This window comes from Photobacterium marinum, assembly GCF_000331515.1.
Taxonomy (GTDB): domain Bacteria; phylum Pseudomonadota; class Gammaproteobacteria; order Enterobacterales; family Vibrionaceae; genus Photobacterium; species Photobacterium marinum.
Map to the genome: position 1 here is coordinate 61583 of NZ_AMZO01000033.1, position 24023 is coordinate 85605.

The window sequence follows — 24023 nt, forward strand, 5'->3', positions numbered from 1 at the left end:
ATAGGTATCTGCCCGATTTGGCAATGATCCTCCGGCAATATAAGAGAGAGAAATATATAGAGAGGAACTGCAATTATGGCGACAATGAAGGATGTTGCCCAGCTCGCCGGTGTTTCAACAGCCACCGTATCCCGTGCGCTGATGAACCCGGAAAAAGTGTCGGCTTCAACCCGTAAAAAAGTTGAGCAGGCCGTCATGGATGCTGGCTATTCCCCCAACTCACTGGCTAGAAATCTTCGTCGAAACGAATCAAAAACCATCGTCACAATCGTCCCGGATATTTGTGACCCGTACTTTACCGAAATCATCCGCGGTATCGAAGAAGCGGCCATGGAACATGGCTACTTGGTCCTGCTAGGTGACAGCGGTCAACAGAAAACCCGCGAAAACTCATTCGTGAACCTGGTCTTTACCAAACAAGCCGACGGGATGCTCCTGCTTGGTACCGACCTTCCGTTCGATGTCAGCAAACCCGAGCAAAAGAACCTGCCGCCTATGGTAATGGCCTGTGAATTTGCTCCGGAACTTGAGCTGCCAACTGTCCACATCGACAACCTGACAGCGGCCTTCGAAGCCGTAAACTACCTCACCCAGATGGGCCATAAACGTATTGCCCAGATTGCCGGTCCGGACACTGCCGCTCTGTGCCAGTTCCGCTCCCAGGGTTATCAACAGGCCTTGCGTCGTGCCGGGATTGAGCTCAATCCGGCTTACACCGTCAAAGGCGATTTTACCTTTGCCGCCGGTGCCCGTGCCGTAACCGCCCTGCTTTCTCTGCCAGAACCACCAACAGCCCTGCTGTGTCACAGTGATGTGATGGCAATCGGCGCTATGCAGCAAGCCAAGCGTCTTGGCTTCCGGGTACCGCAGGATCTGTCAATTGTCGGCTTCGATGATATCCAGTTTGCCGAGTACTGTGATCCACCGTTGACTACAGTTTCTCAGCCTCGCTATGAAATCGGCCGTCAGTCGATGCTAATGCTGCTTGATATCCTCAAAGGCGGAGACATCGCCTCCGGATCACGCCTGCTTGATGCCAAGCTGGTGATCAGAGAAAGTGCAGCGCCACCTTCCCATTAAGTCATCAGATTATTCAGTGAGCTTATGATTTGGGCATAAGCTCACAAAAATCACCCATAATATTGCAAGCTTTCACTTTGGAAGCCGTCTCGGTACTAGTCAGATCTGGCGCAAATTTGTAACATAGCGTGAATTCATTCCCGTTGTATTGATCGTCACTGTGGCCACGAAAGATTATGTAAAACGCGGACGCGCCCCGAAGAAGCCGGCGCGCAAAAGCCGTAAAGCTCCGCCATCATCAGGATTTCCATTTAAATGGGCCTTTATCGCTCTGTGCCTAGTAGGTGCACTGGGCTATGGTCTTTATTTCCTGTCGACCAATCCGGCACCCGAGCAGGAAGCTGAGACAGTTCAGCCAAAACCGGCTCCTAAACCTCAGCCGAAGCCTAAACCAAAGCCACAGAGCAAGCCGCTGCCGCCAAAGCCTGAAGAAAAATGGCGCTACATCGAAGAGCTGGAGAACAAAGAAGTTCAGGTTGAAGCACCGAAAAAACAAACTCCGACCCGCCCTTATCTGATGCAGTGTGGTGCCTACCGAAGCCGCAATCAAGCTGAAGAACGCAAAGCCATGATTGCCTTCCAGGGTCTGAGCAGCCAGATCAAGGTCAGCCAAGGTGAAAAAGGCAGTTGGTACCGCGTGATCCTCGGTCCTTATCCGCAAAAACGAAAAGCGGAAAGCGATCGCAACATGCTGCGACGTGCTGGCATTGAGCCGTGTGCCATCTGGTTCTGGGAATAACCGGAGCCACTCTTCCAATAAGTTCACAGAAAAGGATGCACTTGCATCCTTTTCTTTTTTCACTTGTTCTTTTTCCGGTTCAGATGCCTTGAAAACAGAAAACCCCATCCCCAGATATACACTTAATACCGATACCGGCACTGGCCGGAGAGACTCAAAGAGGTAACACCGTGACAACTATCGTATCTGTACGTCGAAACGGTAAAGTCGTTATCGCCGGTGATGGTCAGGTTTCCCTGGGCAACACTGTAATGAAAGGTAACGCTCGCAAAGTGCGCCGTTTATACCACGACAAAGTTCTAGCAGGCTTTGCCGGCGGCACTGCTGATGCCTTCACCCTATTCGAGCGTTTCGAGCGTAAGCTGGAAATGCACCAAGGCCACCTGCTCAAAGCAGCCGTGGAACTCGCCAAAGACTGGCGAACCGACCGCATGCTTCGCAAACTGGAAGCATTGCTGGCAGTTGCTGACGAAAACAGCTCGCTGATCATCACTGGTAACGGTGACGTGGTTCAGCCTGAACATGATCTTATTGCTATCGGCTCCGGTGGTAACTTTGCCCAGGCAGCGGCAACAGCCCTGCTGGAAAACACAGATCTGGATGCCCGTGACATCGCCGAGAAGTCACTGAATATTGCCGGCGATATCTGTGTCTTCACCAACCACCACCACACCATCGAAGAACTTGAAACCAAGTAAGGAAGCCGATATGTCCGAGATGACTCCACGCGAAATCGTCCACGAGCTTGACCGCCATATCATCGGTCAGGACAAAGCCAAGCGTGCCGTAGCAATAGCCCTGCGTAACCGCTGGCGCCGTATGCAGTTGCCTGAAGAACTGCGCGTTGAAGTTACCCCGAAAAATATCCTGATGATCGGTCCTACCGGTGTGGGTAAAACAGAGATTGCCCGTCGCCTGGCTAAACTGGCCAATGCACCGTTCATCAAAGTAGAAGCGACTAAGTTCACCGAAGTGGGCTATGTGGGTAAGGAAGTGGAAACTATCATCCGCGATCTGACCGATGTTGCTGTAAAAATGACTCACCAGCAGGCAATGGAAAAAGTTCGCTTCCGCGCCGAAGAGCTGGCTGAAGAGCGAATTCTGGATGTTCTGATCCCGCCGGCACGCGATGCCTGGGGCCAGAACGAAGAAGCCGACACCGGCTCCGCAGCTCGCCAGTCATTCCGAAAAAAGCTGCGTGAAGGCAAGCTGGATGACAAAGAAATTGAAATGGAAATTGCTGCGCCACAGATGGGTGTAGAGATCATGGCTCCTCCTGGTATGGAAGACATGACCAACCAACTGCAAGGCATGTTCCAGAGCCTGGCAGGCAATACCACCAAAAAGCGCAAGATGAAGATCAAGGACGCGATGAAAGCCGCGACCGAAGAAGAAGCAGCTAAGCTGGTTAATCAGGACGAGCTGAAAGAGCAGGCTATCTTCGCGGTTGAAAACCACGGCATCGTATTCCTGGATGAAGTCGACAAGATCTGTAAGCGCGGCGAATCTTCAGGCCCAGACGTATCCCGTGAAGGTGTTCAGCGTGACCTGCTGCCACTGGTTGAAGGTTCAACCGTTTCGACCAAGCACGGCATGGTTCGAACTGACCATATCCTGTTTATCGCCTCCGGTGCATTCCAGGTTGCAAAACCATCTGATCTGATCCCTGAACTGCAAGGCCGTCTACCAATCCGTGTTGAGCTTGAAGCCCTGACCAGCGGTGATTTCAAACGCATCCTGACTGAGCCAAATGCCTCGCTGACCGAGCAGTACAAAGCCCTGATGGCAACCGAATCCGTTGATATCGAATTTACTGAAAACGGTATCAACAAGCTGGCCGACGCGGCTTGGCAAGTTAATGAGCGCACCGAAAACATTGGTGCCCGTCGCCTGCACACGGTAATGGAACGTCTGATGGAAGAGCTGTCGTTTGACGCTGCGGAACAGTCTGGCGACAAAATCGTGATTGACGAGTCATACGTAACCAAACGCCTGGGCGAGTTGGTTGAAGACGAAGATCTGAGCCGCTTCATTCTGTAATCGCTCGATTCCGAGACAGAATATTCCTTATCCAAACGGTGCCTTATGGCACCGTTTTTTTGTTTTTAAACAAACAAAGTGGCGATAAAGTTGCCCATATCGAAAGTTGCGCCATAATACGGATTCGACTGGTTCCGAAGTAAGCAACACATTATGAAATCATCTTCACTCGCAATCTGGCTGGATGCAGCAAGGCCAAAAACCCTGCCATTAGCCATCGCATCAATTGTATGCGGCAGTGCAGTGGCAGGATGGCAAGGAAGTTTCTCTGCTTTAGTCGCAGGCCTAGCCCTGCTGACCGCACTCTTACTCCAGATCTTATCCAATCTGGCCAATGATTACGGCGACGCTGTCAAAGGCACTGATAATAACGAGCGCCTCGGCCCGCAGCGGGCGATCCAGTCTGGACTGGTTACCCCGACGGCAATGCGCAAAGCCATGATAATTAATATCATCATGACCATTGTTAGTGGGCTTAGCCTGATCTTTATCGCCTGCAACAACCTTCAGGATATGTTTGGATTTATGTTGCTGGGCCTGATGGCCATTGCCGCCTCCATTGCCTATACCGTTGGTAACAAACCTTATGGCTACCGCGGGCTGGGTGATTTATCTGTCCTGATGTTTTTCGGTTGGCTGGGCGTCGCCGGCACCTATTACCTTCAGGCAGGACAGATTGATTCCGTCATCATGCTGCCGGCAACCGCCTGTGGCCTTCTGGCTGTCGGTGTGCTGAATATCAATAACCTGCGTGATATCGATAATGACCGCGCCTGCGGCAAGCTAACACTTGCAGTACGAATGGGACCGGACTGGGGTCGTAAATACCACCTGTTTCTGCTAGCCGGCAGCATGCTCTGCCTGTCACTATTTGCCGCGCTGGAGCTGCACTCACCGTTCGGCTGGCTGTTTGCTCTGAGCCTGCCACTGCTGTTCAAGCACGGTAAGCAGGTACTACAGTCGGCAGACGGTGCCGCCCTGCGTCCGATGATGGCAACTATGGTTAAATGCGCCCTGCTGACCAACCTGCTGTTTGCCGCCGGAGTGGTACTGGCTGCGGCCTGATAATCCCGGTAATTTGGCCCTGCTTTGTGAGGGCCATTATTGCAATGCCTTGCCAGCTGGTTATACTTTCAACAGGTTATCTCCTTTTCAACTGCCACAACAAGAAGCGAGCTTATGGAATACAATACCTCCGAACTCTGCGATATTTACCTTGATAAGGTGGATGTCGTTGAACCTATGTTCAGCTCTTACGGTGGTCGCAGCTCCTTTGGCGGCCAGGTAACCACGGTTAAGTGTTTCGAGGACAACGGCCTGATCCGTAATGTTCTTGAAGAACCCGGAGCCGGTCGGGTATTGCTGATTGATGGTGGCGGTTCGCTGAGACGTGCGCTGGTTGATGCAGATATTGCTCAGCAGGCAGTCAATAATGACTGGGAAGGATTAATTGTCTATGGCTGTGTGCGCCATGTCGATGATCTGGATGAAATGGATCTCGGTATCCAGGCGATGGCTTCAATCCCGGTTGGCGCGGATCAACAAGGTGTCGGAGAAATTGATGTAGCGGTGAACTTCGGTGGCGTTACCTTCCTGCCGGAGGATCACATCTACGCTGATAATACCGGTGTTATTTTATCGCCGGAACCACTCGATATTGAGTGATCCCAGTGCTCACCAAAAGAGTCAGATAAAAAAACAGAGCCATCAGGCTCTGTTTTTTTATTCAACGTCGTCCATCTTACCAAGAAGGTTACGAATGCGCTCTTGCCACGCCTGGTGATCATTGCGCAGCTTCTCGTTATCCTGCTCCAACGTTTCACGACCAGAACGCAGCTCCTGGGCTTCATTTGCCAGAGCATCATTCTTTTCTTTAAGTTCTTCAATTTCCATTTGCAGAAGAGAAATTGTATCAACAGCCATTTGTACTTTGGCTTCCAGCTTTTCCAACATTTCTAATGACATATTGTCCACCTGATCTAAGCCTATCCTCTTACCTTAAACTGATAAGGTAACATCACACAGGCATGTTTACGTTGCTTTATTCGCCTATTCTAACGGGGCTGCCGCCTTCTGGCATCTACAAATCTGCCCCTTTGCAGCAAACGGGGAAAAAATGTGCAGTTCTGATGATGTTCTGATGTTCTGTCGGAGCAAAGCCATGCCGGATATAGCCCGCCCCCCCTTGAACTCTGACTTTCAGGCAGGCCACCGACCACCTGAGCATAACGGTAATCAAAAGAAATATAACTGGGCGAAGACTCGGAAAAGCAGCATCTGAATAGAGCAAAATGCGTAGAATTGCGATCTAACTCTATTTTAATGCAGTTTTGCCATGCTAATTTTGAAAACGATCGTATCTCTCTTGGATAAATCCAAGATTTGCCCCATCTGGCACATCCGACCTTTCTTGGTCGGATTTTTTATTGCAAAATTAGCAACTTAATAGCAAAAACTCGCCATCAATAATCACCAAGTTGCACTGACACTTTGTCGATTCGTTCTCGGTCAAAAAAGCCGCAATCGTTTGCGCGTTCGCTCAAAAATGAAAATGTTTTATGCTCGAACACACATTTTTTAGCTGACAACATTTTAAATAAGGTGAGATCGAGTACAGTAATTTCCGCATAAAAACAAAATAAGTAGTACCCCTACAACATTCGACAAAAGGACTGAAAGATGACTACACCAAAACAACATACGTTGCTTGGCGAATGCATCGCTGAATTTATAGGCACTGGGCTGCTGATATTCTTCGGTGTGGGCTGTGTCGCAGCTCTGGTACTGACCGGCGCCAATTTTGGCCAGTGGGAAATCAGTATCGTTTGGGGCCTCGGCGTAGCAATTGCCATTTACTGTACAGTTGGTATTTCCGGCGCCCATATTAACCCGGCGGTGACCATAGCCCTGGCTCTGTTCCATGGCTTCGACAAACGAAAAGTAGCTCCGTACATCATTGCCCAGATGCTTGGTGCCTTCTTTACCGCAGCGCTGGTCTACAGCCTGTACAGCAACCTTTTTACCGAGTATGAAGCCGTTAACCAAATTGTCCGTGGTACTGAAGCCAGCCTGGCAACCGCCGGTATCTTCTCCACTTATCCAAATGCAGCCCTGTCTTTCGGCGGTGCCTTTGCTGTGGAATTCGTGATCACCGCGGTACTGATGTTCGGCATTCTGGCCATAACTGATGACAAAAACGGCGCACCAAACCGTGCGATGGGTCCATTACTGATTGGTATCCTGATTGCGGTTATCGGCGGCTCGCTTGGCCCACTAACCGGCTTTGCCATGAACCCAGCCCGTGACTTTGGCCCTAAGTTCTTTGCCTTCCTGGCTGGCTGGGGCGATATGGCGCTGACCGGTGGTAAAGATATTCCTTATATGTTTGTACCTTTGCTGGCACCAGTCTTCGGTGCGTGCTTCGGCGGCTGGCTGTATCCAAAAGCTATCGGTGCCTTCCTGCCTGGCAATGCTGAAGCAAAACAAGAAACAGCTGAAGAAACTGAAGCAGCCAAAGCATAACGTACGTTCTACTACCCTTATCCAATAACGAATAACCGAGGAAACCATCATGACAACTGAGCAAAAATACATTGTTGCACTTGATCAGGGCACAACAAGCTCACGTGCCGTTGTGCTGGATCACAACGCGAACATTGTGTGCACGTCACAACGTGAATTTACTCAGATCTATCCGAAAGCAGGATGGGTTGAACATGATCCTCTGGAAATCTACGCGACTCAGAGCTCAACTCTGGTTGAAGCTTTGGCGAAAGCCGGCATCCGCTCCGATCAGGTTGCCGGTATCGGTATTACCAACCAGCGTGAAACCACCATTGTGTGGGACAAAAATACCGGTAAACCGGTTTATAACGCGATTGTATGGCAATGCCGTCGCACCGCAGATATCTGTGAGAAACTAAAACAAGAAGGTCTGACCGACTACATCCGTGAAAACACCGGTCTGGTTGTTGACCCGTACTTCTCCGGTACCAAGATCAAGTGGATCCTGGACAATGTAGAAGGCGCCCGTGAAGAAGCCGAAGCCGGTAACCTGTTGTTCGGTACCGTTGATACCTGGCTGATCTGGAAGATGACCCAAGGACGCGTCCACGTAACTGACTACACCAACGCATCACGTACCATGGTATTCAACATCAATACCATGCAGTGGGATGAAAAACTGCTGAAAGCACTCGATATCCCGCTGTCCATGATGCCGGAAGTCAAGCCTTCATCAGAAGTTTACGGCCAAACCAACATCGGTGGTAAAGGCGGTACCCGTATTCCAATCGCCGGTATTGCCGGTGACCAGCAAGCTGCCCTGTTCGGTCAGATGTGTGTCGAAGCCGGCCAGGCGAAAAACACCTATGGCACCGGCTGCTTCCTGCTGATGAATACCGGCAAGGAAAAAGTCACCTCAAATAACGGCCTGCTAACAACACTGGCCTGCGGTCCTCAGGGTGATGTGGCTTATGCGCTGGAAGGGGCGGTCTTTATGGGCGGTGCTTCCATCCAGTGGCTGCGTGATGAAGTGAAACTGTTAGATGACGCCAAAGACTCTGAATACTTTGCAGAGAAAGTCGGCAGTGCTAATGGTGTTTATGTCGTTCCTGCCTTCACTGGCCTGGGGGCTCCGTACTGGGATCCGTATGCCCGTGGTGCTGTTGTCGGCCTGACCCGCGGTGTTAACGCCAACCACATTATCCGCGCAACACTGGAAAGTGTGGCCTACCAGACCCGCGATGTACTAGATGCCATGCAGGCAGATTCCGACATCAGGCTGGCTTCACTGCGTGTTGACGGCGGTGCTGTAGCCAACAACTTCCTGATGCAATTCCAGTCTGACATCCTGGCAACAGAAGTTCACCGTCCGGTTGTTACTGAAGTTACCGCATTGGGTGCCGGCTATCTGGCAGGCCTGGCCGTGGGCTTCTGGAACAGTATTGACGAGCTGAAAGACAAAGCGGTACTGGATCGCCGATTCACCCCTTGCGATGACGATCAAAAACGCGAACGCCGCTATAAAGGCTGGAAACGTGCTGTTGAATGCGCCAAAGGCTGGGCAGTAGAAGACGAATACATCTAATACCCCGCCTAATATACATACCTAACCAAGGCCTGCTGATGCAGGCCTTTTCTTTTCCTTCCGCGTCACAATCAACTTCCTTTAGATTCAAAAACAAATTTTACGCAAACGATTACTCCGAGCTGTGTTAGAATCGCCGCCAGAATTTATAGCCCACACAGATTTCATTTTCCGGAGTAATCATGAAACGCGATTTAGCAATGGCATTTTCCCGTGTCACTGAAGGTGCAGCACTGGCTGGCTACAAATGGCTCGGCCGCGGCGACAAAAACGCAGCAGACGGCGCAGCCGTTGAAGTTATGCGCACCCTTCTGAACCAGACAGAGATTGAAGGGGAAATTGTGATTGGCGAAGGCGAAATTGATGAAGCGCCTATGCTGTATATCGGCGAGCAGGTAGGTACCGGTGGCGACGCGGTAGATATCGCAGTAGACCCGATCGAAGGTACCCGCATGACTGCAATGGGCCAGAACAATGCCCTGGCTGTACTGGCTGCCGGTGAAAAAGGTTCATTCCTGAAAGCTCCGGACATGTACATGGAAAAACTGGTTGTCGGCCCAGGTGCTAAAGATTGCATCGACCTAGGCCTTCCCCTAACAGAGAACCTTGAACGCATTGCAGCGGCACTGGGTAAATCGCTGAACGACCTGGTAGTCACTACCCTGGCAAAACCTCGCCACGATGAAGTGATTGCTCAAATGCAGGCGATGGGCGTACGTGTTTATGCTTTCCCGGACGGTGATGTTGCCGCTTCTATCCTGACTTGTATGCCAGACAGCGAAGTCGATGTCATGTACTGCATTGGCGGTGCTCCGGAAGGTGTCGTTTCTGCTGCAGCTATCCGTGCCCTAGGCGGTGACATGCACGGCCGCCTGCTGCCACGCCACCAGGTAAAAGGTGACACCGAAGAGAACCGCGAGCTGGGCCAGATGGAAATCGACCGCTGCCATGAAATGGGCATTGAGCCAAATACCGTGCTGCGAATGGAAGACATGGCACAGAGCGACAACGTGATCTTTGCCGGTACCGGTATCACTAAAGGTGATCTGCTGGACGGCATCAGCCGCCAGGGCAATATCGCGACCACAGAAACACTATTAATCCGTGGTAAATGCCGCACTATCCGTCGTATCAAATCAACACACTACCTGGATCGCAAAGACGACGCGATCAAAGAACACATCCTGTAACCTTACCCGTTGCAGAGACTTTCAAAGCGCGCCCGTCCGGCGCGCTTTTTTCTTTCCCGTCCCTGATTCTGAATCGTCCTATTTCCCCCACTAGCAATAATTAGTTAGTAAAGTTGTTGCTTTATAATTTTTGCTGACTACATAATAGAATTGATGAAGAAAAAAGCAGCAACTATGAAGACCATCGACAAAATACTCTATCGCATCAAGCGGGAAGGCGCTGTGACCGCCAAGGTGCTGGCTGTGGAGTTCAAGCTCACAACCATGGGCGTGCGCCAGCATTTGCAAGCGCTGGAAGATGAAGGCCTGGTCGATTATGAAGATATCCGGGCCAAAGTCGGCAGGCCAACCAGGCACTGGAACCTAACTGGCAAAGGGCACCGCCGGTTTGCTGACCGCCACGGTGAATTTATTATTCAAATGCTTGATTCTGTTGAGGAACTCTTTGGCTCCGACGGCTTAAACCAGGTGGTTGAACGCCGGGAGAATCAAACCTTTGAACAATACCAAAAAGCATTAGCCAACTGCGCTGATGTAAAAGAAAAACTGGAAAAACTGACTACAATGAGGGAGCAGGAAGGCTATATGGCTGAACTGTCCCGGGACGGCGATGACTTTATCCTGGTGGAAAACCACTGCCCGATTTGCCATGCCGCCACCCGTTGCCCTTCGTTATGTAATTCTGAACTTGCTGTCTTCCAGCGCCTGGTCGGCGACGAGTTTCAGGTAGTCAGAGATGAACACATTATTGCCGGAGAGAGGCGCTGCGCTTATCGAATACATAAATTAGATTAAGGAGAAGATTATGGCTGACTGGATCCCTGCTGAGGTTATCACCAATCGTCACTGGAACAGTGACTTATTTAGTCTTGTACTACGAGCCAATATCGAGCCTTTCCGGGCCGGACAATTTACCAAGCTGGGACTGGAAATTGACGGACAGATTGTCCAGCGAGCCTACTCCTTCGTCAATCCACCGAGCAACAACAAAATTGAGATCTACGCCACCCGGGTGGCTGACGGGATACTGTCCCCACGCCTTCACGCCCTGGAAGCCGGCGACAGCGTAATGATCTCAGCCCGTGCTAACGGCTTTTTCACCTTAGATGAAATCCCCGAAGGTGAGCACCTGTGGATGCTAGCAACCGGCACCGCCATCGGCCCTTACCTGTCGATCCTGCGAGAACCGGATGTCTGGCGTCGTTTCCGTAAAGTTGCCCTTATCCATGCCGTCCGCTTTTCGGCCGATCTCAGCTATCAGGCTGAAATCAATGAACTACTGGAACGTCATCCGGACCAACTTGTCGTCCAACCATTCGTCAGCCGTGAACCGGCTCCATTGAGCCTACCGGGCCGAATCCCGCAAGCCATTGCCGACGGAATGCTGGAACGCCATATCGGCCTGACTCTCAACCCGGAACAAAGCCAGATCATGCTATGCGGTAATCCAGAAATGGTCAGAGAAACCAAAGCGATTCTCGAAACCATGGGCTTTGTCAAAAACCTGCGCCGCAAACCCGGTCAAATCACCATGGAACATTATTGGTGATCAATCCCCTGCCCGCCCGCTAAATGCGGGCGACTCCCTCTTTCGTTACTTCAGTGTAAGCACCCTGCTTTTCATAACGTTTTTTCCCAATCTCAAAAATGAGCCACTTAGCCACAGGCTGGCTAACTAACTTTAATGACATAACTCTTATTAACTTCTTTGCGTATCAGAAGGGGCGCAAGAAGAATGGAAGTTGAGATTGCGAGGGGAACAGTAATGCAGAACTTACCAACGTTTGACGAACTGAAACGCATGGCAGAACAAGCCCCTGAGGAGCTGGAAGCCCTCCGGCTTTCGATGAGTGAAGAGATCATTAACAATGCCAGCGATGAAATGCAACCAAGATTGCGCGCTCAGATGAGCCACATTAACCAGGTTATTGCCCGTGGGAAAAACCCTAATCACACCAATATATTGCTGATGTCCGAACTGCAAAACCAGCTCAAGCGTTTTGCTCAGGCCCTCAATGATCCGGATTCTCTGACAGAGCAACAGGCTGAAATCAAACCTTTTATCCGATCAGAGCCGCCACAGGACGAGCTATCCAATCAGGCAGATCTACGCCGCTGAGCCATAAATTAACTGTTGCGCCATCCAAACTGAAAACCACACCCTAAGTAATGACAGGGTGTGGTATCAGAAGGTACCGGTTCTTATATTAATGCGTCGCTTTGAGGAAACACTCACGATCCATATCGCGGATATCGACAGTCAGGCTGTTGATCTCACTGGCATGTTGCTCCAGTATCGCCATCAACCGCCGTGACAGTTCCCGTTTCTGCTCAGCACTACGCCCTGACAGCATTCGCAGTTCAAGATGGATAAAGGTTTTCAAATCCCCTTCCGGGCCCACCAGCCAGGTATGACAGGGATAGCTGCGAGACTTTACCGAATTGTCCTCAAACAACCCGCAGGACAGCAGGGTCTGGTGTAAATCTTCCAGCAATCCCGGGACACTAACGCGCTCGGCAACGGGATCGGCATACTCCATAACAAGATTTGGCACAACGTCCTCCATGGATGCTTATCACTCGCTGTGACTTATTGAAAATACAGCATTTTGATATAACAGCATGGTCAACTTACCCGATCATCTGCTGACAAGCCAAACAAATAGGCTATATTTCAATCACTGATCACTGTCTTTTTTCGTCTTAATCATCCGGTAAAATGAAATATTTAAAAATATTTCCCGCCAAGAGTTCACTTTTAGTGACGAAAAAGGTACAACCGAGCACAGAAATGATTTCGGACAGAAAATATATCAGCCAAAGCTGTTATATTTTTACAACATCAGCTGATACCAAACAGCATAGTTGTTTGAAATGATCAGATAATTACGCTTTTTGGTATTAACTTTTTACATCAAATTGATTTGGAGAAAAGCTATGCGCCATCCTGTGGTTATGGGTAACTGGAAGCTAAACGGTAGCAAGGAAATGGTATCTAACCTACTTAAGGGCCTTGATGCGGCACTTAAGGGTGTTGAAGGTGTAGACGTAGCCGTTGCTCCACCAGTTATGTATCTTGACCTGGCTGAACAGCTAATCGGTAAAGCAGAAAACAAAATCATCCTGGGTGCACAGAACGTTGACGTAAACGCTAAAGGTGCATTCACTGGTGATATCTCTCCTGAGATGCTGAAAGACTTCGGTGCAAGCCACATCATCATCGGTCACTCAGAGCGTCGCGACTACCACAGCGAGTCTGACGAGTTCGTTGCTAAGAAATTCGCATTCCTGAAAGAGCAAGGTCTGACTCCTGTTCTATGTATCGGTGAATCTGAAGCACAAAACGAAGCTGGTGAAACTGTTGCTGTATGTGCTCGTCAGATCGACGCAGTAATCAAGACTCAGGGCGTTGAAGCTCTGAACGGTGCAATCATCGCTTACGAACCAATCTGGGCTATCGGTACTGGTAAAGCAGCAACGGCGGAAGATGCACAGCGCATCCACGCTGCTATCCGTGCTCACATCGCAGAACAAAGCGAAGAAGTTGCTAAGAACGTTGTAATCCAGTACGGCGGTTCTGTTAAGCCAGAAAACGCAGCTGCATACTTCGCTCAGCCAGACATCGACGGCGCACTGGTTGGTGGTGCTGCTCTGGACGCTGAAAGCTTTGCAGCTATCGCTAAAGCTGCTGCTGAAGCAAAAAAATAATCATTACCTGATTGGTAACTGAATTACTAAGGCCACCTCCGGGTGGCTTTTTTTATACCCAGACTAAATAGCCAAGGTATAAAAAAACCGGTCATCTCGACCGGTTTTTCAATAAAGCTTGCTTATAGCAAATGATGCTTAGAACAACTTGTCAGCTAGTTCGTACAGATCATTACGAACCGGGCGCTTCATGTTCTCAATCGCATCGATGATGTCATGGTGAACCATCTTCTCGTTCTGGATACCCACACAACGACCACCTTCACCTTTCAATAGCAGCTCAACCGCGTATGCACCCATACGTGAAGCAAGAATACGGTCGAATGCAGTCGGCTGACCACCACGCTGGATGTGACCCAGAACAGTAGCACGGGTTTCACGTCCTGTTTCATCTTCGATGTACTTCGCCAGCTCATTGGCATCGGTCATCAGCTCAGTCAGTGCAATGATCGCGTGCTTCTTGCCTTTGTAGATACCTTCTTTGATCTTCGCCAGCAACTCTTCTTTATTCAGACCTGTTTCTGGCGTGATGATGTACTCACAACCACCGGCAATCGCAGACATCAAAGTAAGATCACCACAATGGCGGCCCATTACTTCTACGATAGAGATACGTTGGTGAGAAGAAGATGTGTCACGCAGGCGGTCAATCGCATCGATAACTGTGTTCATTGCAGTCAGGTAACCGATAGTGTAATCAGTACCTGCAACATCGTTATCAATCGTGCCTGGCAGGCCGATACATGGATAACCCATCTCAGTCAGCTTCTTCGCACCCATGTAAGAGCCGTCACCACCGATAACGACCAGAGCGTCGATACCGTGAATTTTCAGGTTCTCGATTGCCTGTGCACGCACTTTCTCATCTTTAAACTCAGGAAAACGTGCAGACCCCAGGAAAGTACCACCTTTATTGATCACATCTGAAACGCTTGAGCGAGTCAGCTTCTCAATGCGGTTCTGGTGCAGGCCCTGATAGCCGTCATAAACACCATAAACTTCCAGGCCTTCAGACAATGCAGCACGCACAACACCGCGAATCGCCGCATTCATACCAGGTGCGTCACCACCACTGGTCAATACACCAATCTTTTTAATCATGGTTACCCTCTGACTTTGGGAAATGAAAATTCAAATCCGGCACGAGTTGCCAGGGTTCCCCCGCCTGACATCATAAGCCGGCTCGCCGGGCTTATCTCGTGCAAACTGTAACTTTCCTACTAATGTAGGAGTATTACAATTTTGATAAAAAATTTTGTTGATTCACATCACGATCACCTCGGACTTCATTCACCCGGGTGACTATTGCCTGAAAGGACAACGGATATGAAACGAAACTGTTAGCATTCTGGTTGACGACCGGGCAAAACACAGACTGTGTAAACAGCCAAAGTAACGTCATGCCTTAAGTATATAACCTGTCATCAGAGCCACCAGCCGTGCATGAGGGAGAGTGATAACCGTGGGTAACTGGGTGTTTTCATCCATGATAATCACGCCTGTTCATCAGCACTCACTGGGCAATACCCCGCAGTATAGCTGTTTTATGATGAAAATTAATAACAAAAAATGACAGGAAATATGATTTTCATCGCAGCACGACAGACATGAATAACAAAAAGCCGCAACTCAAGTTGCGGCTGTATCAGGATGAAAAGGATTACAAATCATCATCGGCCCAGCGGGCTTCACACTGGCTGCGACGTTCATCCTGTAGCTGTTTCAGTTTTTCTTTTTGCGCCGGAGTCAGAACTGCCAGCATCTCATGACGCTTCTTCAACATAGTGACACGGTGTTCAATTTGCAGATCTGACATCTGCTTGGCCAAGTTACGTACTGCATTTTCATCAAAGTTTTCCGCCAACATCAGGTTCTGCATCTGCTGGTGATAACCGCGCATAGTATCAAAGTGCTCACGGTACTCAGTACGCATCGCATCACGGTTAGTGCGGCGGAAATCCCGCATCTGGTCACGCTGCTCATCTGTCAGATCCAAATCACGGAACATCTGCTTTCCGTCAAAGTTACCGCAGCCACCCCGACCTTCATGATAGCCACCATGGTGACCACCTTTATGACCGCCGCCATAAGCCAAAGCGCTGGCTGAACCCAGAGCGAAAGGAAGGGCGATAGCAATTAACAGTGTTTTCTTAAATTTGTTCATGATTGTTCTCCAGTTTCCGTCAGCAGGTATAAGTCTAGAATAGTCCCTGCTAGGTAAAGTGCTGTCTGCCAAACGTAAAACTGCGTAAAGCCAACTTCAGGAAGCTTGGCGGAAAGGAGGAGTTTAGCGATACTGGAGCTGACTGATTAACCTTACCACGCCTTTCCACAAAGGCAACCAAATGCATAAGGTAACCCCATGGCAAAGATACTGCTGGTCGATGACGATACCGAACTGACAGCCCTGTTAACCGACATTCTTGAGATGGAAGGCTTCGAAATCATTGAGGCCAATAATGGGGAACAAGGACTAAGTAAAGTCGATGACACCATTGACCTGATCCTGCTTGATGTCATGATGCCGAAAATGAACGGTACCGAAATGCTGCGAAAACTGCGCGAACAACACAGTACCCCAGTACTGATGCTGACCGCCAAAGGTGAAGAAATAGACCGGGTACTGGGGCTGGAGCTGGGTGCCGATGACTACCTACCAAAACCTTTCAGCGACCGGGAATTACTGGCCAGAATGCGTGCAATCCTACGCCGGACCCAACACAATAGTAATGATGCCCACCATGCATCTGACAGCCTGATTTATCAGGACATCACCATTTATCCGGGACGACAAGAAGTGTATTGCAATGAGCAGCTGATAGATATGACGGGAACTGAGCTGGCACTGCTGAGCCATTTCATCCGCCATCCCGGCAAGATCATTTCCAAAAATGAACTGAGCCTCGAGGTCCTGGGCAAGCGGCTGGCTCAGTTTGACCGCGCTATCGACATGCATATTTCCAATCTTCGCAAGAAATTGCCTGAGCGCAGTGACGGAAAGCCACGCATCAAAACCCTGCGCGGCAAAGGCTACCTGCTTGTTGAGGAAGCCGGATGAAACTGCCCCGTTTTTCCAGCCTTTACGGCCGAATCTTTGCCACTTTCTGGCTGACGCTGCTGCTCATTGTCGTCGTGCTGCTGTTGCTGCCGCACCTCGATCCACGATCCCAGCATACAATCCCGGAACCACAGCTCAAACGTTATCAGGACTCGGCCCTCAGTATTTCAGATCGCATTGCCTTTGGCCGGGAGCCGCTGCAAGAAAAATTGCGACACTTCACCGAGCATAAGCGTCATAAGGGCTTTCAGCTCTACTTCACCACCACCGACGGGGAAATTATCACGCCTCAGAAGCGTAATAAGGCACTGCGTAATTTCATCACCATGGCCGATAACCCGGAGGATCCGAAGCAGAAGCTTTATGGCCGCTGGATGATGGCCGGGCCATTTACCGTCGAGCACCAGCAACAAACACTGCTGATGTACATCGGCCGGATATGGCGGGAACCGCCGCCGTTTTTCATCCAGATTATGGACAAACCTTTTCAGCTCCTGTTACTGACGATGCTGGTCAGCACACCGCTGCTGCTTTGGTTAGCATGGGCCATCAGTATTCCGGCCCGTCGCCTGCAACAAGCCGCTGAACGTGTAGCAACCGGAGAGTTTGAAGCCAATCCGAAACTTGAATCCGGCCCCCGAGAATTCAAACAAGCCGGAGCCAGCTTCAACCAAATGGTCCAGGCCATCAACCAGATGGTAAGCGGCCAGCAACGCCTGCTGTCTGATATTTCCCATGAGCTACGCTCACCGCTGACCCGGTTAAGGATGGCCACTGCTCTGGCCTCACGCAAACAAGGTGAAAGTAAGGAACTGGAGCGAATTGATACCGAAGCTGAGCGACTGGAAAAAATGATCAGCGAACTACTGGAGCTTTCACGCATGCAGGTTAACAGTCATCAGGAGCGTGAAAACGCAGACGCCAGCACCCTGTGGTATGAAATGCTGGAAGATGCCCGCTTCGAAGCTGAGCAAAGCCAGAAAAAGCTGACTTATACCCCGCTCGAAGAGTGGCCACTCAGTGGTAACCCAAACTTGCTGATCAGCGCCCTAGAAAATGTGGTGCGTAATGCCATCAAGTATGGCAACGACATTATCGAGGTAACCTTCGCCACCACCGACCAAGAGCTTACGATCCTGATCGACGATAACGGTGAAGGGGTACCGGATGAAGAGCTGGACGATATTTTCCGTCCCTTCTATCGGGTATCGACAGCCAGAGATCGCAGCAGCGGTGGCACAGGCCTAGGGCTGGCAATCACCGAAAGCGCGATCCGCCAGCACAACGGTAGTATCAAGGCCAGCCGCAGTCCGCTTGGCGGCCTCAGAGTCAGCATTTCGCTACCACTCGCCCGGTAATCAAGTAATATCATCAGCGGAAATGGACAGACAGTCTGTCCGTTTCCGCTTTTTCTCTCCGGTTGGTTTTCGTCCCCTTTGTTTTGGTTACAATAGGGGCAAATTTTTAGCTGAAGCCACCCGTATGTTTGATATCGCCCTTTATGAACCGGAAATCGCTCCGAATACCGGCAACATTATCCGCCTTTGCGCCAACTGTGGTGCCACGCTGCACCTGATTGAACCTTTGGGCTTCGACCTAGAAGAAAAAAAACTGCGCAGAGCCGGACTGGACTACCACGATCTCGCTCATGTCCACCGTCATAAAAACTTTGAGGCTTTCCTGACAGCCATTGGTGAACGCCGCATTTTTGCCTGCACCACCAAGACAACCAACTACCATACTAATGCCAAATTTCAGGCCGGTGATGTGCTGTTATTCGGCCCGGAAACCCGTGGCCTGCCTGCTGAAATAATTGAAGTCCTGCCACTGGAACAGCGCCTGCGCATCCCGATGCACCCGGACAGCCGCAGCCTGAACCTGTCCAATGCCGCAGCTATCATCGGCTATGAAGTATGGCGTCAACTGGGATTTGAAGGCGCGGTATAAGTCCGAAATTAGAGGTTCGAAGCTCAAGAAAAATAACCTCTTAAAAACGACAAAGCGAGAGCTGCAGCTCTCGCTTTTAAATTTAATTCATCAACAGTGAAAGGTTAAATACCGTCACCGGCAATAAAGGTCTGGGATGTACCGTTAAACCGCTGATCCATATCCATCGCCGGCTTTTCACTGCTCGGACGGCCGACAATCTTCGCCGGCACCCCGGCAACCGTTGTATGCGGCGGCACAGGGTTCAATACCACGGAACAGGAACCAATTTTCGCCCCTTCGCCGACTTCAATATTACCCAGGATCTTAGCACCGGCACCAATCATCACCCCTTCACGAATTTTCGGGTGACGGTCGCCGCACTCTTTACCTGTACCACCCAACGTCACATCCTGCAGGATGGACACGTCATTTTCGACCACTGCCGTTTCACCAATCACAATACCGGTCGCGTGGTCGAACATAATCCCCTGACCGATAGTCGCCGCCGGGTGCACATCCACCTGACAGGCAACTGAGATCTGGTTTTGCAGATAAACAGCCAACGCAATCCGGTTCTGCTTCCAGAGCCAGTTAGCTACCCGATAACCTTGCAGGGCATGAAAACCTTTCAGATATAACAGAGGTGTCAGGAACATCCCCACAGCCGGGTCTCGTTCAACCACAGCCCGGATATCGCAAGCGGCAGATTCCGTTATCATACAGTCGGCTGCATACGCCTCCTCAACCACTTCGCGTACAGCCATTGCTGGCATCGAAGGTGTGGCCAGCTTATTAGCCAGAATATAACTGAGTGCTCCAGCCAGATTGTCATGCTTAATGATCGTTGCATGGTAGAAACTGGCTAACATCGGCTCCTGCTCTGACTGCTCCCGCGCTTCCCGCTTGATCGCCTGCCAGATCTCATGTTGTTGACATTCCTTCACGTCACCCTCTGTCTCGATTGTCCGTTTATTCAATCTGATATTTGGTTATCTGTTAACTGTAACCTGCTATGAAAAAAAAACAACGCGAGCACCCGGCCCGCGTTGTCTCAATCTTCAGCTTCTAGTGTCATCGAGCCATAAAGAAGTAACCCGACAACGAAGAAGTTAACCGTTATTCGTCTTTCTTCTCACGGGCCAGTAGATCTTTGGCTGCCTCACGGGCATCTTTACCCTGGTAAAGCACCTGATAAATCTGCTCGGTGATCGGCATCTCAACACCATGGCGCTTGGCCAGCAGCCACACTTCCTTGGTATTGCGATAACCTTCAACAACCTGGCCTATTTCTTCCTGAGCAATGTCTACCGATTTACCCTGGCCCAACGCCAGACCAAAACGACGGTTACGTGACTGGTTGTCAGTACAGGTCAGTACCAAATCCCCCAGCCCAGCCATCCCCATAAAGGTCTCCGGCTGCGCACCCAGAGCAGCGCCAAGGCGACACATTTCCGCCAGACCACGAGTGATCAGCGCAGTACGGGCATTGGCACCAAAACCGATACCATCCGACATGCCGGCCCCAATCGCAATCACATTCTTCACCGCCCCGCCCAGCTGCATACCGATAAAATCGGTATTGCTGTAAACACGGAACGTCTTGCTGCAGTGGATTTTTTCCTGCAGTTCGCGAACAAAAGTTTCATCCGGGGAAGACACGGCAATCGCCGTCGGCATACCAGCTGCCAGCTCTTTGGCAAACGTCGGGCCGGACAGGACAGCCAGCGGCACATCCTCACCCAATGCCTCAACAGCCACCTCTTTCAACAAGCGGCCGGTCTCAGGCTCAAGGCCTTTGGTTGCCCAGCAGATCCGCGAGTCATCGCGCAGGAAAGGCTTCACATTCGACAATACCTCGCCAAACACATGGCTCGGAACTACCACCAGCAAATCACGGCAGGCCTTAACCGCAGCTTCCAGATCCGCTGACACGATCAGCGACTCAGGAAACGGTACTCCCGGCAGGAAGGCTTCGTTAGATCTGTCCACCTCAAGCTGCGCCATATGCTCCGGCTCGTGCCCCCAAAGGATGACATTTGCACCGTTGCGGGCCAGTGAGATTGCCAGTGAGGTACCGTACGAGCCGGCACCCAGCACTGTCATCGTGATTGCTTTATCTACGCTTTGATTCATAACGGCTAATCAGCTAATTAAGCTTCAGTGTTTTCAGTGTTTGCTTGCGCTTGGTTCTGCAGGTAGTTCATGAACAGCGCATCAAAGTTTACCGGAGCCAGGTTCAGCTGCGGGAATGTACCTTTCACTACCAGGCTTGAGATAGTTTCACGTGCATAAGGGAACAGGATGTTCGGGCAGAATGCACCCAGGCAATGTGCCAGCTGAGGCGCTTCCATACCTGCAACAGTGAAGATACCACCCTGCTGAACTTCACACAGGAATGCAGTGTCGTCAGCATTTTTCACAGTCACAGTCAGACGTAGCACAACTTCAAACACACCTTCGCCCAGTTCACGGCTTTGTGTGTCCAGATCCAGTTTTACATCCGGGTTCCACTCTTTCTGGAACATGTCCGGAGAGTTTGGCGCTTCAAAAGAAACGTCTTTCAGGAAGATACGCTGGATTTGGAAGTTCTGTTGCGCTTCGTTGTTTGCTGCTTCAGCCATTTTAATGTCCTTTTTCTCTCTCATATCTCATCACATGAGATCATAATTATTCGCAGCCATGACAATCTTCACGCGCTGCACGAATCAGATTGTAGCCAGTGCGCACTCAAAGGGTGCACAAACCTTGGCAGCAAGAAGTTACTTCTTACCTTTGTTTGATTTACTGCGCACCAGGGGCAGATTGGCTTCATTCCAGGAAATCAGGCCATCTTTCAGTAAATTAACATTCTCAAAGCCGGCTTTATGTAACAGGCCAGCAGACTCTTGCGCGGTCTGGCCCGTCTTGCATACCACAATGATTGGGGCAGTTTTATGCTTTTCAAGCTCTGAGAAGTTTTGTTCTTTAATTTGGCTAGGCAAAATGTGAAGCGCACCCGCAATATGGCCCTGGCGGTATTCGTCACGGCTACGGATATCGACAAACACCCCCTCTTCACGGTTTACCATGCTGACAGCCTGGTTCGGGTCCACAACAGCATAGCCCGCCGCCTTCTGCTTCACATAAGAAGCAATTACGGCTACCACCAAACCAACCCATACCAAAGATAAAATGGGATTACTTGTAACAAAGTCGATGTATTGCTGCATGATTTTCGCTCTATTTTTCCTAGTATCAGACACCTGGGATTCAGGGCCAAACTCCACCTAAAAGGAACCTGAGTATACCCGTGTCGATCTTGTTGTACAGCCAGAGTCAGCAATTACGCGCCATGGCTCACTCGATCCCGGCGATATTAGTATATGCCTTAAACAACGGCGACTTACTCCAGGTTTACAATGAAATTGCAAAAAAATGTCCCCAGAGACTTAAACTAAAACGTGGAAATGATTATATTTCTCGTTGGAAGATAACAATCTATTTACAGCATTGTTTGATCTTACCCTACAGTTTTTGGCATAAGTTGTAGTAAAATTACACATAAACCAGACGAATTACGTTAGATATTTCAACTTTCATCAGATGTTTAATGTAATTGGTCTAAATTAAACTCAGATTTCTAACTTTACGAGAGGACAGCATATGTCTGCTAAGAAGCCACTGGCTCTGGTTATCCTGGATGGTTGGGGTTACCGCGAAGACAACGCTAACAACGCAATTGCTAACGCCAAGACGCCTGTGATGGACGCTCTGATGGCAAATGAAGCCAACACCCTAATCTCTGCTTCAGGCATGGATGTTGGTCTGCCGGAAGGCCAGATGGGTAACTCTGAGGTTGGCCATACTAACATCGGCGCTGGCCGTGTTGTTTATCAGGACCTGACTCGCATCACTAAATCTATCGCTGACGGCGACTTCTTCGAGAACGAAGCACTGGCAGCTGCGATGGACAAAGCAATCAAAGCAGGCAAAGCTGTTCACATCATGGGTCTGATGTCACCAGGCGGTGTACACAGCCATGAAGACCACATTGCAGCAGCTGTAGAAATGGCAGCTAAGCGTGGTGCAGAAAAGATTTACCTACACTGCTTCCTGGATGGCCGTGATACCCCACCTCGCAGCGCAAAAGCCTCTCTTGAGCGTTTCGATGCAATCTTCGCTGAGCTGGGCAAAGGTCGTGTTGCTTCACTGGTTGGCCGTTATTACGCTATGGACCGTGACAACAACTGGGACCGCGTCGAAGTTGCATACGATCTGCTAACAGCGGCTAAAGCTGAATTCAGCGCTGAATCTGCAGTTGCTGGTCTGGAAGCGGCTTACGCTCGTGACGAAAACGACGAATTTGTTAAAGCAACTGAAATCCGTACTGAAGGCCAGGACGTTGCGGCTATTGAAGATGGCGATGCTGTGATCTTCATGAACTACCGTGCTGACCGTGCCCGTCAGATCACTCGTGCTTTCGAAACTGATTTTGCAGGCTTCGAGCGTGCTCAGTTCCCGGCGCTGGCTGATTTCGTGATGCTGACTCAGTACGCCGCAAACATCAAACTGCCAATCGCATTCCCGCCAGCAAGCCTGGACAACACTCTGGGTGAGTGGCTGTCTAAGAAAGGTAAGAAACAGCTGCGTATCTCTGAAACAGAGAAATATGCACACGTTACTTTCTTCTTCAACGGCGGTGTTGAAAATGAATTTGACGGTGAGTCTCGCTCACTAGTTGCTTCTCCGAAAGTAGCCACTTACGACCTTCAGCCAGAGATGAGCGCACCAGAACTGACTGAGAAGCTGGTTGCAGCTATCAAGAGCGGTGAGTTCGACACTATCATCTGTAACTACCCGAATGGCGACATGGTTGGCCACACAGGTGTTTACGATGCTGCCATTCAAGCTTGTGAAGCACTGGACGGCTGCATTGGCCAAGTGGTTGAAGCTATCCGTGAAGTTGACGGCCAGATGCTGATCACTGCAGACCACGGTAACGCAGAAATGATGGTTAACCCTGAAACTGGCGGCATCCACACGGCACACACTAACCTGCCGGTACCACTGGTTTACGTAGGTAACAAATCACTAACTCTGAAAGAAGGCGGTAAACTGTCTGATCTAGCACCAACTATGCTGGCGCTGTCAGATATCGAAATCCCTTCAGAGATGACTGGTCAGGTGCTGTTTGATCTGAAATAATCAATC

25 protein-coding genes are annotated in these 24023 nt (G+C 50.2%); 17 read left to right on the forward strand and 8 right to left on the reverse strand.

Annotation, left to right across the window (positions count from 1 at the left end; translation table 11 throughout):
• The first annotated feature begins 75 nt into the window (after positions 1 to 75).
• The 6 genes from cytR (at position 76) to rraA (ending at position 5524) form a co-directional block, all read left to right on the forward strand.
• The gene (gene cytR, locus C942_RS19315) at positions 76 to 1080 is read left to right on the forward strand and encodes a DNA-binding transcriptional regulator CytR (RefSeq protein WP_007469337.1); all 1005 of its coding nucleotides are present in this window, start codon (positions 76 to 78) and stop codon (positions 1078 to 1080) included.
• A 160-nt stretch (positions 1081 to 1240) separates the two neighbouring features.
• Positions 1241 to 1819: an SPOR domain-containing protein gene (locus tag C942_RS19320; protein ID WP_007469339.1), complete on the forward strand. Its 579-nt coding sequence runs from the start codon at positions 1241 to 1243 to the stop codon at positions 1817 to 1819.
• 170 nt (positions 1820 to 1989) lie between these two features.
• Positions 1990 to 2517, forward strand: coding sequence for an ATP-dependent protease subunit HslV (gene hslV / locus C942_RS19325; protein ID WP_007469341.1), 528 nt, complete (start codon positions 1990 to 1992; stop codon positions 2515 to 2517).
• A 10-nt stretch (positions 2518 to 2527) separates the two neighbouring features.
• The gene (hslU, locus tag C942_RS19330; RefSeq protein ID WP_007469343.1) at positions 2528 to 3859 is read left to right on the forward strand and encodes an HslU--HslV peptidase ATPase subunit; all 1332 of its coding nucleotides are present in this window, start codon (positions 2528 to 2530) and stop codon (positions 3857 to 3859) included.
• A 153-nt stretch (positions 3860 to 4012) separates the two neighbouring features.
• Positions 4013 to 4924 (forward strand): 1,4-dihydroxy-2-naphthoate polyprenyltransferase, encoded by a 912-nt coding sequence (locus C942_RS19335; protein WP_036801213.1) that lies wholly within the window; start codon positions 4013 to 4015, stop codon positions 4922 to 4924.
• A gap of 114 nt (positions 4925 to 5038) precedes the next feature.
• Positions 5039 to 5524, forward strand: coding sequence for a ribonuclease E activity regulator RraA (gene rraA / locus C942_RS19340; protein WP_007469347.1), 486 nt, complete (start codon positions 5039 to 5041; stop codon positions 5522 to 5524).
• Between the two features lie 57 nt (positions 5525 to 5581).
• On the opposite strand, the gene zapB is transcribed toward rraA, so the two are convergent.
• Entirely contained in the window at positions 5582 to 5824 is a 243-nt protein-coding gene (gene zapB, locus C942_RS19345) for a cell division protein ZapB (protein WP_007469349.1), read from the reverse strand.
• 714 nt (positions 5825 to 6538) lie between these two features.
• Here zapB and C942_RS19350 point away from each other — a divergent pair.
• The 6 genes from C942_RS19350 (at position 6539) to C942_RS19375 (ending at position 12257) form a co-directional block, all read left to right on the forward strand.
• Positions 6539 to 7381: an MIP/aquaporin family protein gene (locus C942_RS19350; RefSeq protein WP_007469353.1), complete on the forward strand. Its 843-nt coding sequence runs from the start codon at positions 6539 to 6541 to the stop codon at positions 7379 to 7381.
• A 49-nt stretch (positions 7382 to 7430) separates the two neighbouring features.
• Complete coding sequence (gene glpK, locus C942_RS19355; protein WP_007469356.1) at positions 7431 to 8948, forward strand: glycerol kinase GlpK; 1518 nt, start codon at positions 7431 to 7433, stop codon at positions 8946 to 8948.
• Positions 8949 to 9130: 182 nt separating this feature from the next.
• Positions 9131 to 10138, forward strand: coding sequence for a class II fructose-bisphosphatase (gene glpX, locus C942_RS19360; protein ID WP_007469358.1), 1008 nt, complete (start codon positions 9131 to 9133; stop codon positions 10136 to 10138).
• Between the two features lie 174 nt (positions 10139 to 10312).
• On the forward strand, positions 10313 to 10933 hold the full coding sequence (locus C942_RS19365; protein WP_036801218.1) for a helix-turn-helix transcriptional regulator: 621 nt from the start codon (positions 10313 to 10315) through the stop codon (positions 10931 to 10933).
• A gap of 10 nt (positions 10934 to 10943) precedes the next feature.
• The gene (locus tag C942_RS19370) at positions 10944 to 11687 is read left to right on the forward strand and encodes a ferredoxin--NADP reductase (protein ID WP_007469362.1); all 744 of its coding nucleotides are present in this window, start codon (positions 10944 to 10946) and stop codon (positions 11685 to 11687) included.
• 216 nt (positions 11688 to 11903) lie between these two features.
• Positions 11904 to 12257, forward strand: coding sequence for a DUF3135 domain-containing protein (locus C942_RS19375; RefSeq protein ID WP_007469366.1), 354 nt, complete (start codon positions 11904 to 11906; stop codon positions 12255 to 12257).
• 88 nt (positions 12258 to 12345) lie between these two features.
• Here C942_RS19375 and C942_RS19380 read toward each other — a convergent pair whose 3' ends face one another.
• Positions 12346 to 12693, reverse strand: coding sequence for a 5-carboxymethyl-2-hydroxymuconate Delta-isomerase (locus tag C942_RS19380; protein WP_007469368.1), 348 nt, complete (start codon positions 12691 to 12693; stop codon positions 12346 to 12348).
• 382 nt (positions 12694 to 13075) lie between these two features.
• On the opposite strand from C942_RS19380, the gene tpiA reads away from it, so the two are divergent.
• The gene (tpiA, locus tag C942_RS19385) at positions 13076 to 13846 is read left to right on the forward strand and encodes a triose-phosphate isomerase (RefSeq protein ID WP_007469372.1); all 771 of its coding nucleotides are present in this window, start codon (positions 13076 to 13078) and stop codon (positions 13844 to 13846) included.
• A 138-nt stretch (positions 13847 to 13984) separates the two neighbouring features.
• Here the strand turns inward: tpiA and pfkA are convergent, their stop codons facing one another.
• The gene (gene pfkA, locus C942_RS19390) at positions 13985 to 14947 is read right to left on the reverse strand and encodes a 6-phosphofructokinase (protein ID WP_007469373.1); all 963 of its coding nucleotides are present in this window, start codon (positions 14945 to 14947) and stop codon (positions 13985 to 13987) included.
• Positions 14948 to 15506: 559 nt separating this feature from the next.
• A complete protein-coding gene (locus tag C942_RS19395) occupies positions 15507 to 16010 on the reverse strand; it encodes a CpxP family protein (protein ID WP_007469377.1) in 504 nt (167 codons plus the stop codon).
• Between the two features lie 198 nt (positions 16011 to 16208).
• Between C942_RS19395 and C942_RS19400 the strand changes: the two genes are divergently transcribed.
• The 3 genes from C942_RS19400 to trmL all read left to right on the forward strand — a co-directional run bounded on the left by C942_RS19400 (position 16209) and on the right by trmL (position 18851).
• Positions 16209 to 16904 carry a response regulator gene (locus C942_RS19400; protein WP_007469380.1) on the forward strand — a complete coding sequence of 232 codons (696 nt, stop codon included), beginning with the start codon at positions 16209 to 16211 and terminating at the stop codon, positions 16902 to 16904.
• Complete coding sequence (gene cpxA, locus C942_RS19405; RefSeq protein ID WP_007469381.1) at positions 16901 to 18262, forward strand: envelope stress sensor histidine kinase CpxA; 1362 nt, start codon at positions 16901 to 16903, stop codon at positions 18260 to 18262. The genes C942_RS19400 and cpxA overlap by 4 nt, the downstream gene beginning before the upstream one ends.
• A gap of 124 nt (positions 18263 to 18386) precedes the next feature.
• Complete coding sequence (trmL, locus tag C942_RS19410; RefSeq protein WP_007469383.1) at positions 18387 to 18851, forward strand: tRNA (uridine(34)/cytosine(34)/5-carboxymethylaminomethyluridine(34)-2'-O)-methyltransferase TrmL; 465 nt, start codon at positions 18387 to 18389, stop codon at positions 18849 to 18851.
• 104 nt (positions 18852 to 18955) lie between these two features.
• On the opposite strand, the gene cysE is transcribed toward trmL, so the two are convergent.
• The 4 genes from cysE to C942_RS19430 all read right to left on the reverse strand — a co-directional run bounded on the left by cysE (position 18956) and on the right by C942_RS19430 (position 22042).
• Complete coding sequence (gene cysE / locus C942_RS19415) at positions 18956 to 19777, reverse strand: serine O-acetyltransferase (protein WP_007469385.1); 822 nt, start codon at positions 19775 to 19777, stop codon at positions 18956 to 18958.
• A 172-nt stretch (positions 19778 to 19949) separates the two neighbouring features.
• Entirely contained in the window at positions 19950 to 20966 is a 1017-nt protein-coding gene (gene gpsA / locus C942_RS19420) for an NAD(P)H-dependent glycerol-3-phosphate dehydrogenase (RefSeq protein ID WP_007469387.1), read from the reverse strand.
• Positions 20967 to 20983: 17 nt separating this feature from the next.
• Positions 20984 to 21454 carry a protein-export chaperone SecB gene (gene secB / locus C942_RS19425; protein ID WP_007469390.1) on the reverse strand — a complete coding sequence of 157 codons (471 nt, stop codon included), beginning with the start codon at positions 21452 to 21454 and terminating at the stop codon, positions 20984 to 20986.
• Positions 21455 to 21592: 138 nt separating this feature from the next.
• Positions 21593 to 22042 carry a rhodanese-like domain-containing protein gene (locus C942_RS19430; RefSeq protein ID WP_007469392.1) on the reverse strand — a complete coding sequence of 150 codons (450 nt, stop codon included), beginning with the start codon at positions 22040 to 22042 and terminating at the stop codon, positions 21593 to 21595.
• Positions 22043 to 22475: 433 nt separating this feature from the next.
• Here C942_RS19430 and gpmM point away from each other — a divergent pair, with 433 nt between their 5' ends.
• Entirely contained in the window at positions 22476 to 24017 is a 1542-nt protein-coding gene (gpmM, locus tag C942_RS19435) for a 2,3-bisphosphoglycerate-independent phosphoglycerate mutase (protein WP_007469394.1), read from the forward strand.
• Positions 24018 to 24023 lie beyond the last annotated feature (6 nt).

Excerpts from the sequence above, each read along its gene's own strand:
- cytR (WP_007469337.1), top strand. The coding sequence starts at position 76 with ATGGCGACAATGAAGGATGTTGCCCAGCTCGCCGGTGTTTCAACAGCC.
- hslU (WP_007469343.1), top strand. The coding sequence starts at position 2,528 with ATGTCCGAGATGACTCCACGCGAAATCGTCCACGAGCTTGACCGCCAT.
- C942_RS19335 (WP_036801213.1), top strand. The coding sequence starts at position 4,013 with ATGAAATCATCTTCACTCGCAATCTGGCTGGATGCAGCAAGGCCAAAA.
- rraA (WP_007469347.1), top strand. The coding sequence starts at position 5,039 with ATGGAATACAATACCTCCGAACTCTGCGATATTTACCTTGATAAGGTG.
- zapB (WP_007469349.1), bottom strand. The coding sequence starts at position 5,824 with ATGTCATTAGAAATGTTGGAAAAGCTGGAAGCCAAAGTACAAATGGCT.
- C942_RS19350 (WP_007469353.1), top strand. The coding sequence starts at position 6,539 with ATGACTACACCAAAACAACATACGTTGCTTGGCGAATGCATCGCTGAA.
- glpK (WP_007469356.1), top strand. The coding sequence starts at position 7,431 with ATGACAACTGAGCAAAAATACATTGTTGCACTTGATCAGGGCACAACA.
- glpX (WP_007469358.1), top strand. The coding sequence starts at position 9,131 with ATGAAACGCGATTTAGCAATGGCATTTTCCCGTGTCACTGAAGGTGCA.
- C942_RS19365 (WP_036801218.1), top strand. The coding sequence starts at position 10,313 with ATGAAGACCATCGACAAAATACTCTATCGCATCAAGCGGGAAGGCGCT.
- C942_RS19370 (WP_007469362.1), top strand. The coding sequence starts at position 10,944 with ATGGCTGACTGGATCCCTGCTGAGGTTATCACCAATCGTCACTGGAAC.
- C942_RS19375 (WP_007469366.1), top strand. The coding sequence starts at position 11,904 with ATGCAGAACTTACCAACGTTTGACGAACTGAAACGCATGGCAGAACAA.
- tpiA (WP_007469372.1), top strand. The coding sequence starts at position 13,076 with ATGCGCCATCCTGTGGTTATGGGTAACTGGAAGCTAAACGGTAGCAAG.
- pfkA (WP_007469373.1), bottom strand. The coding sequence starts at position 14,947 with ATGATTAAAAAGATTGGTGTATTGACCAGTGGTGGTGACGCACCTGGT.
- C942_RS19395 (WP_007469377.1), bottom strand. The coding sequence starts at position 16,010 with ATGAACAAATTTAAGAAAACACTGTTAATTGCTATCGCCCTTCCTTTC.
- C942_RS19400 (WP_007469380.1), top strand. The coding sequence starts at position 16,209 with ATGGCAAAGATACTGCTGGTCGATGACGATACCGAACTGACAGCCCTG.
- cpxA (WP_007469381.1), top strand. The coding sequence starts at position 16,901 with ATGAAACTGCCCCGTTTTTCCAGCCTTTACGGCCGAATCTTTGCCACT.
- trmL (WP_007469383.1), top strand. The coding sequence starts at position 18,387 with ATGTTTGATATCGCCCTTTATGAACCGGAAATCGCTCCGAATACCGGC.
- gpsA (WP_007469387.1), bottom strand. The coding sequence starts at position 20,966 with ATGAATCAAAGCGTAGATAAAGCAATCACGATGACAGTGCTGGGTGCC.
- secB (WP_007469390.1), bottom strand. The coding sequence starts at position 21,454 with ATGGCTGAAGCAGCAAACAACGAAGCGCAACAGAACTTCCAAATCCAG.
- C942_RS19430 (WP_007469392.1), bottom strand. The coding sequence starts at position 22,042 with ATGCAGCAATACATCGACTTTGTTACAAGTAATCCCATTTTATCTTTG.
- gpmM (WP_007469394.1), top strand. The coding sequence starts at position 22,476 with ATGTCTGCTAAGAAGCCACTGGCTCTGGTTATCCTGGATGGTTGGGGT.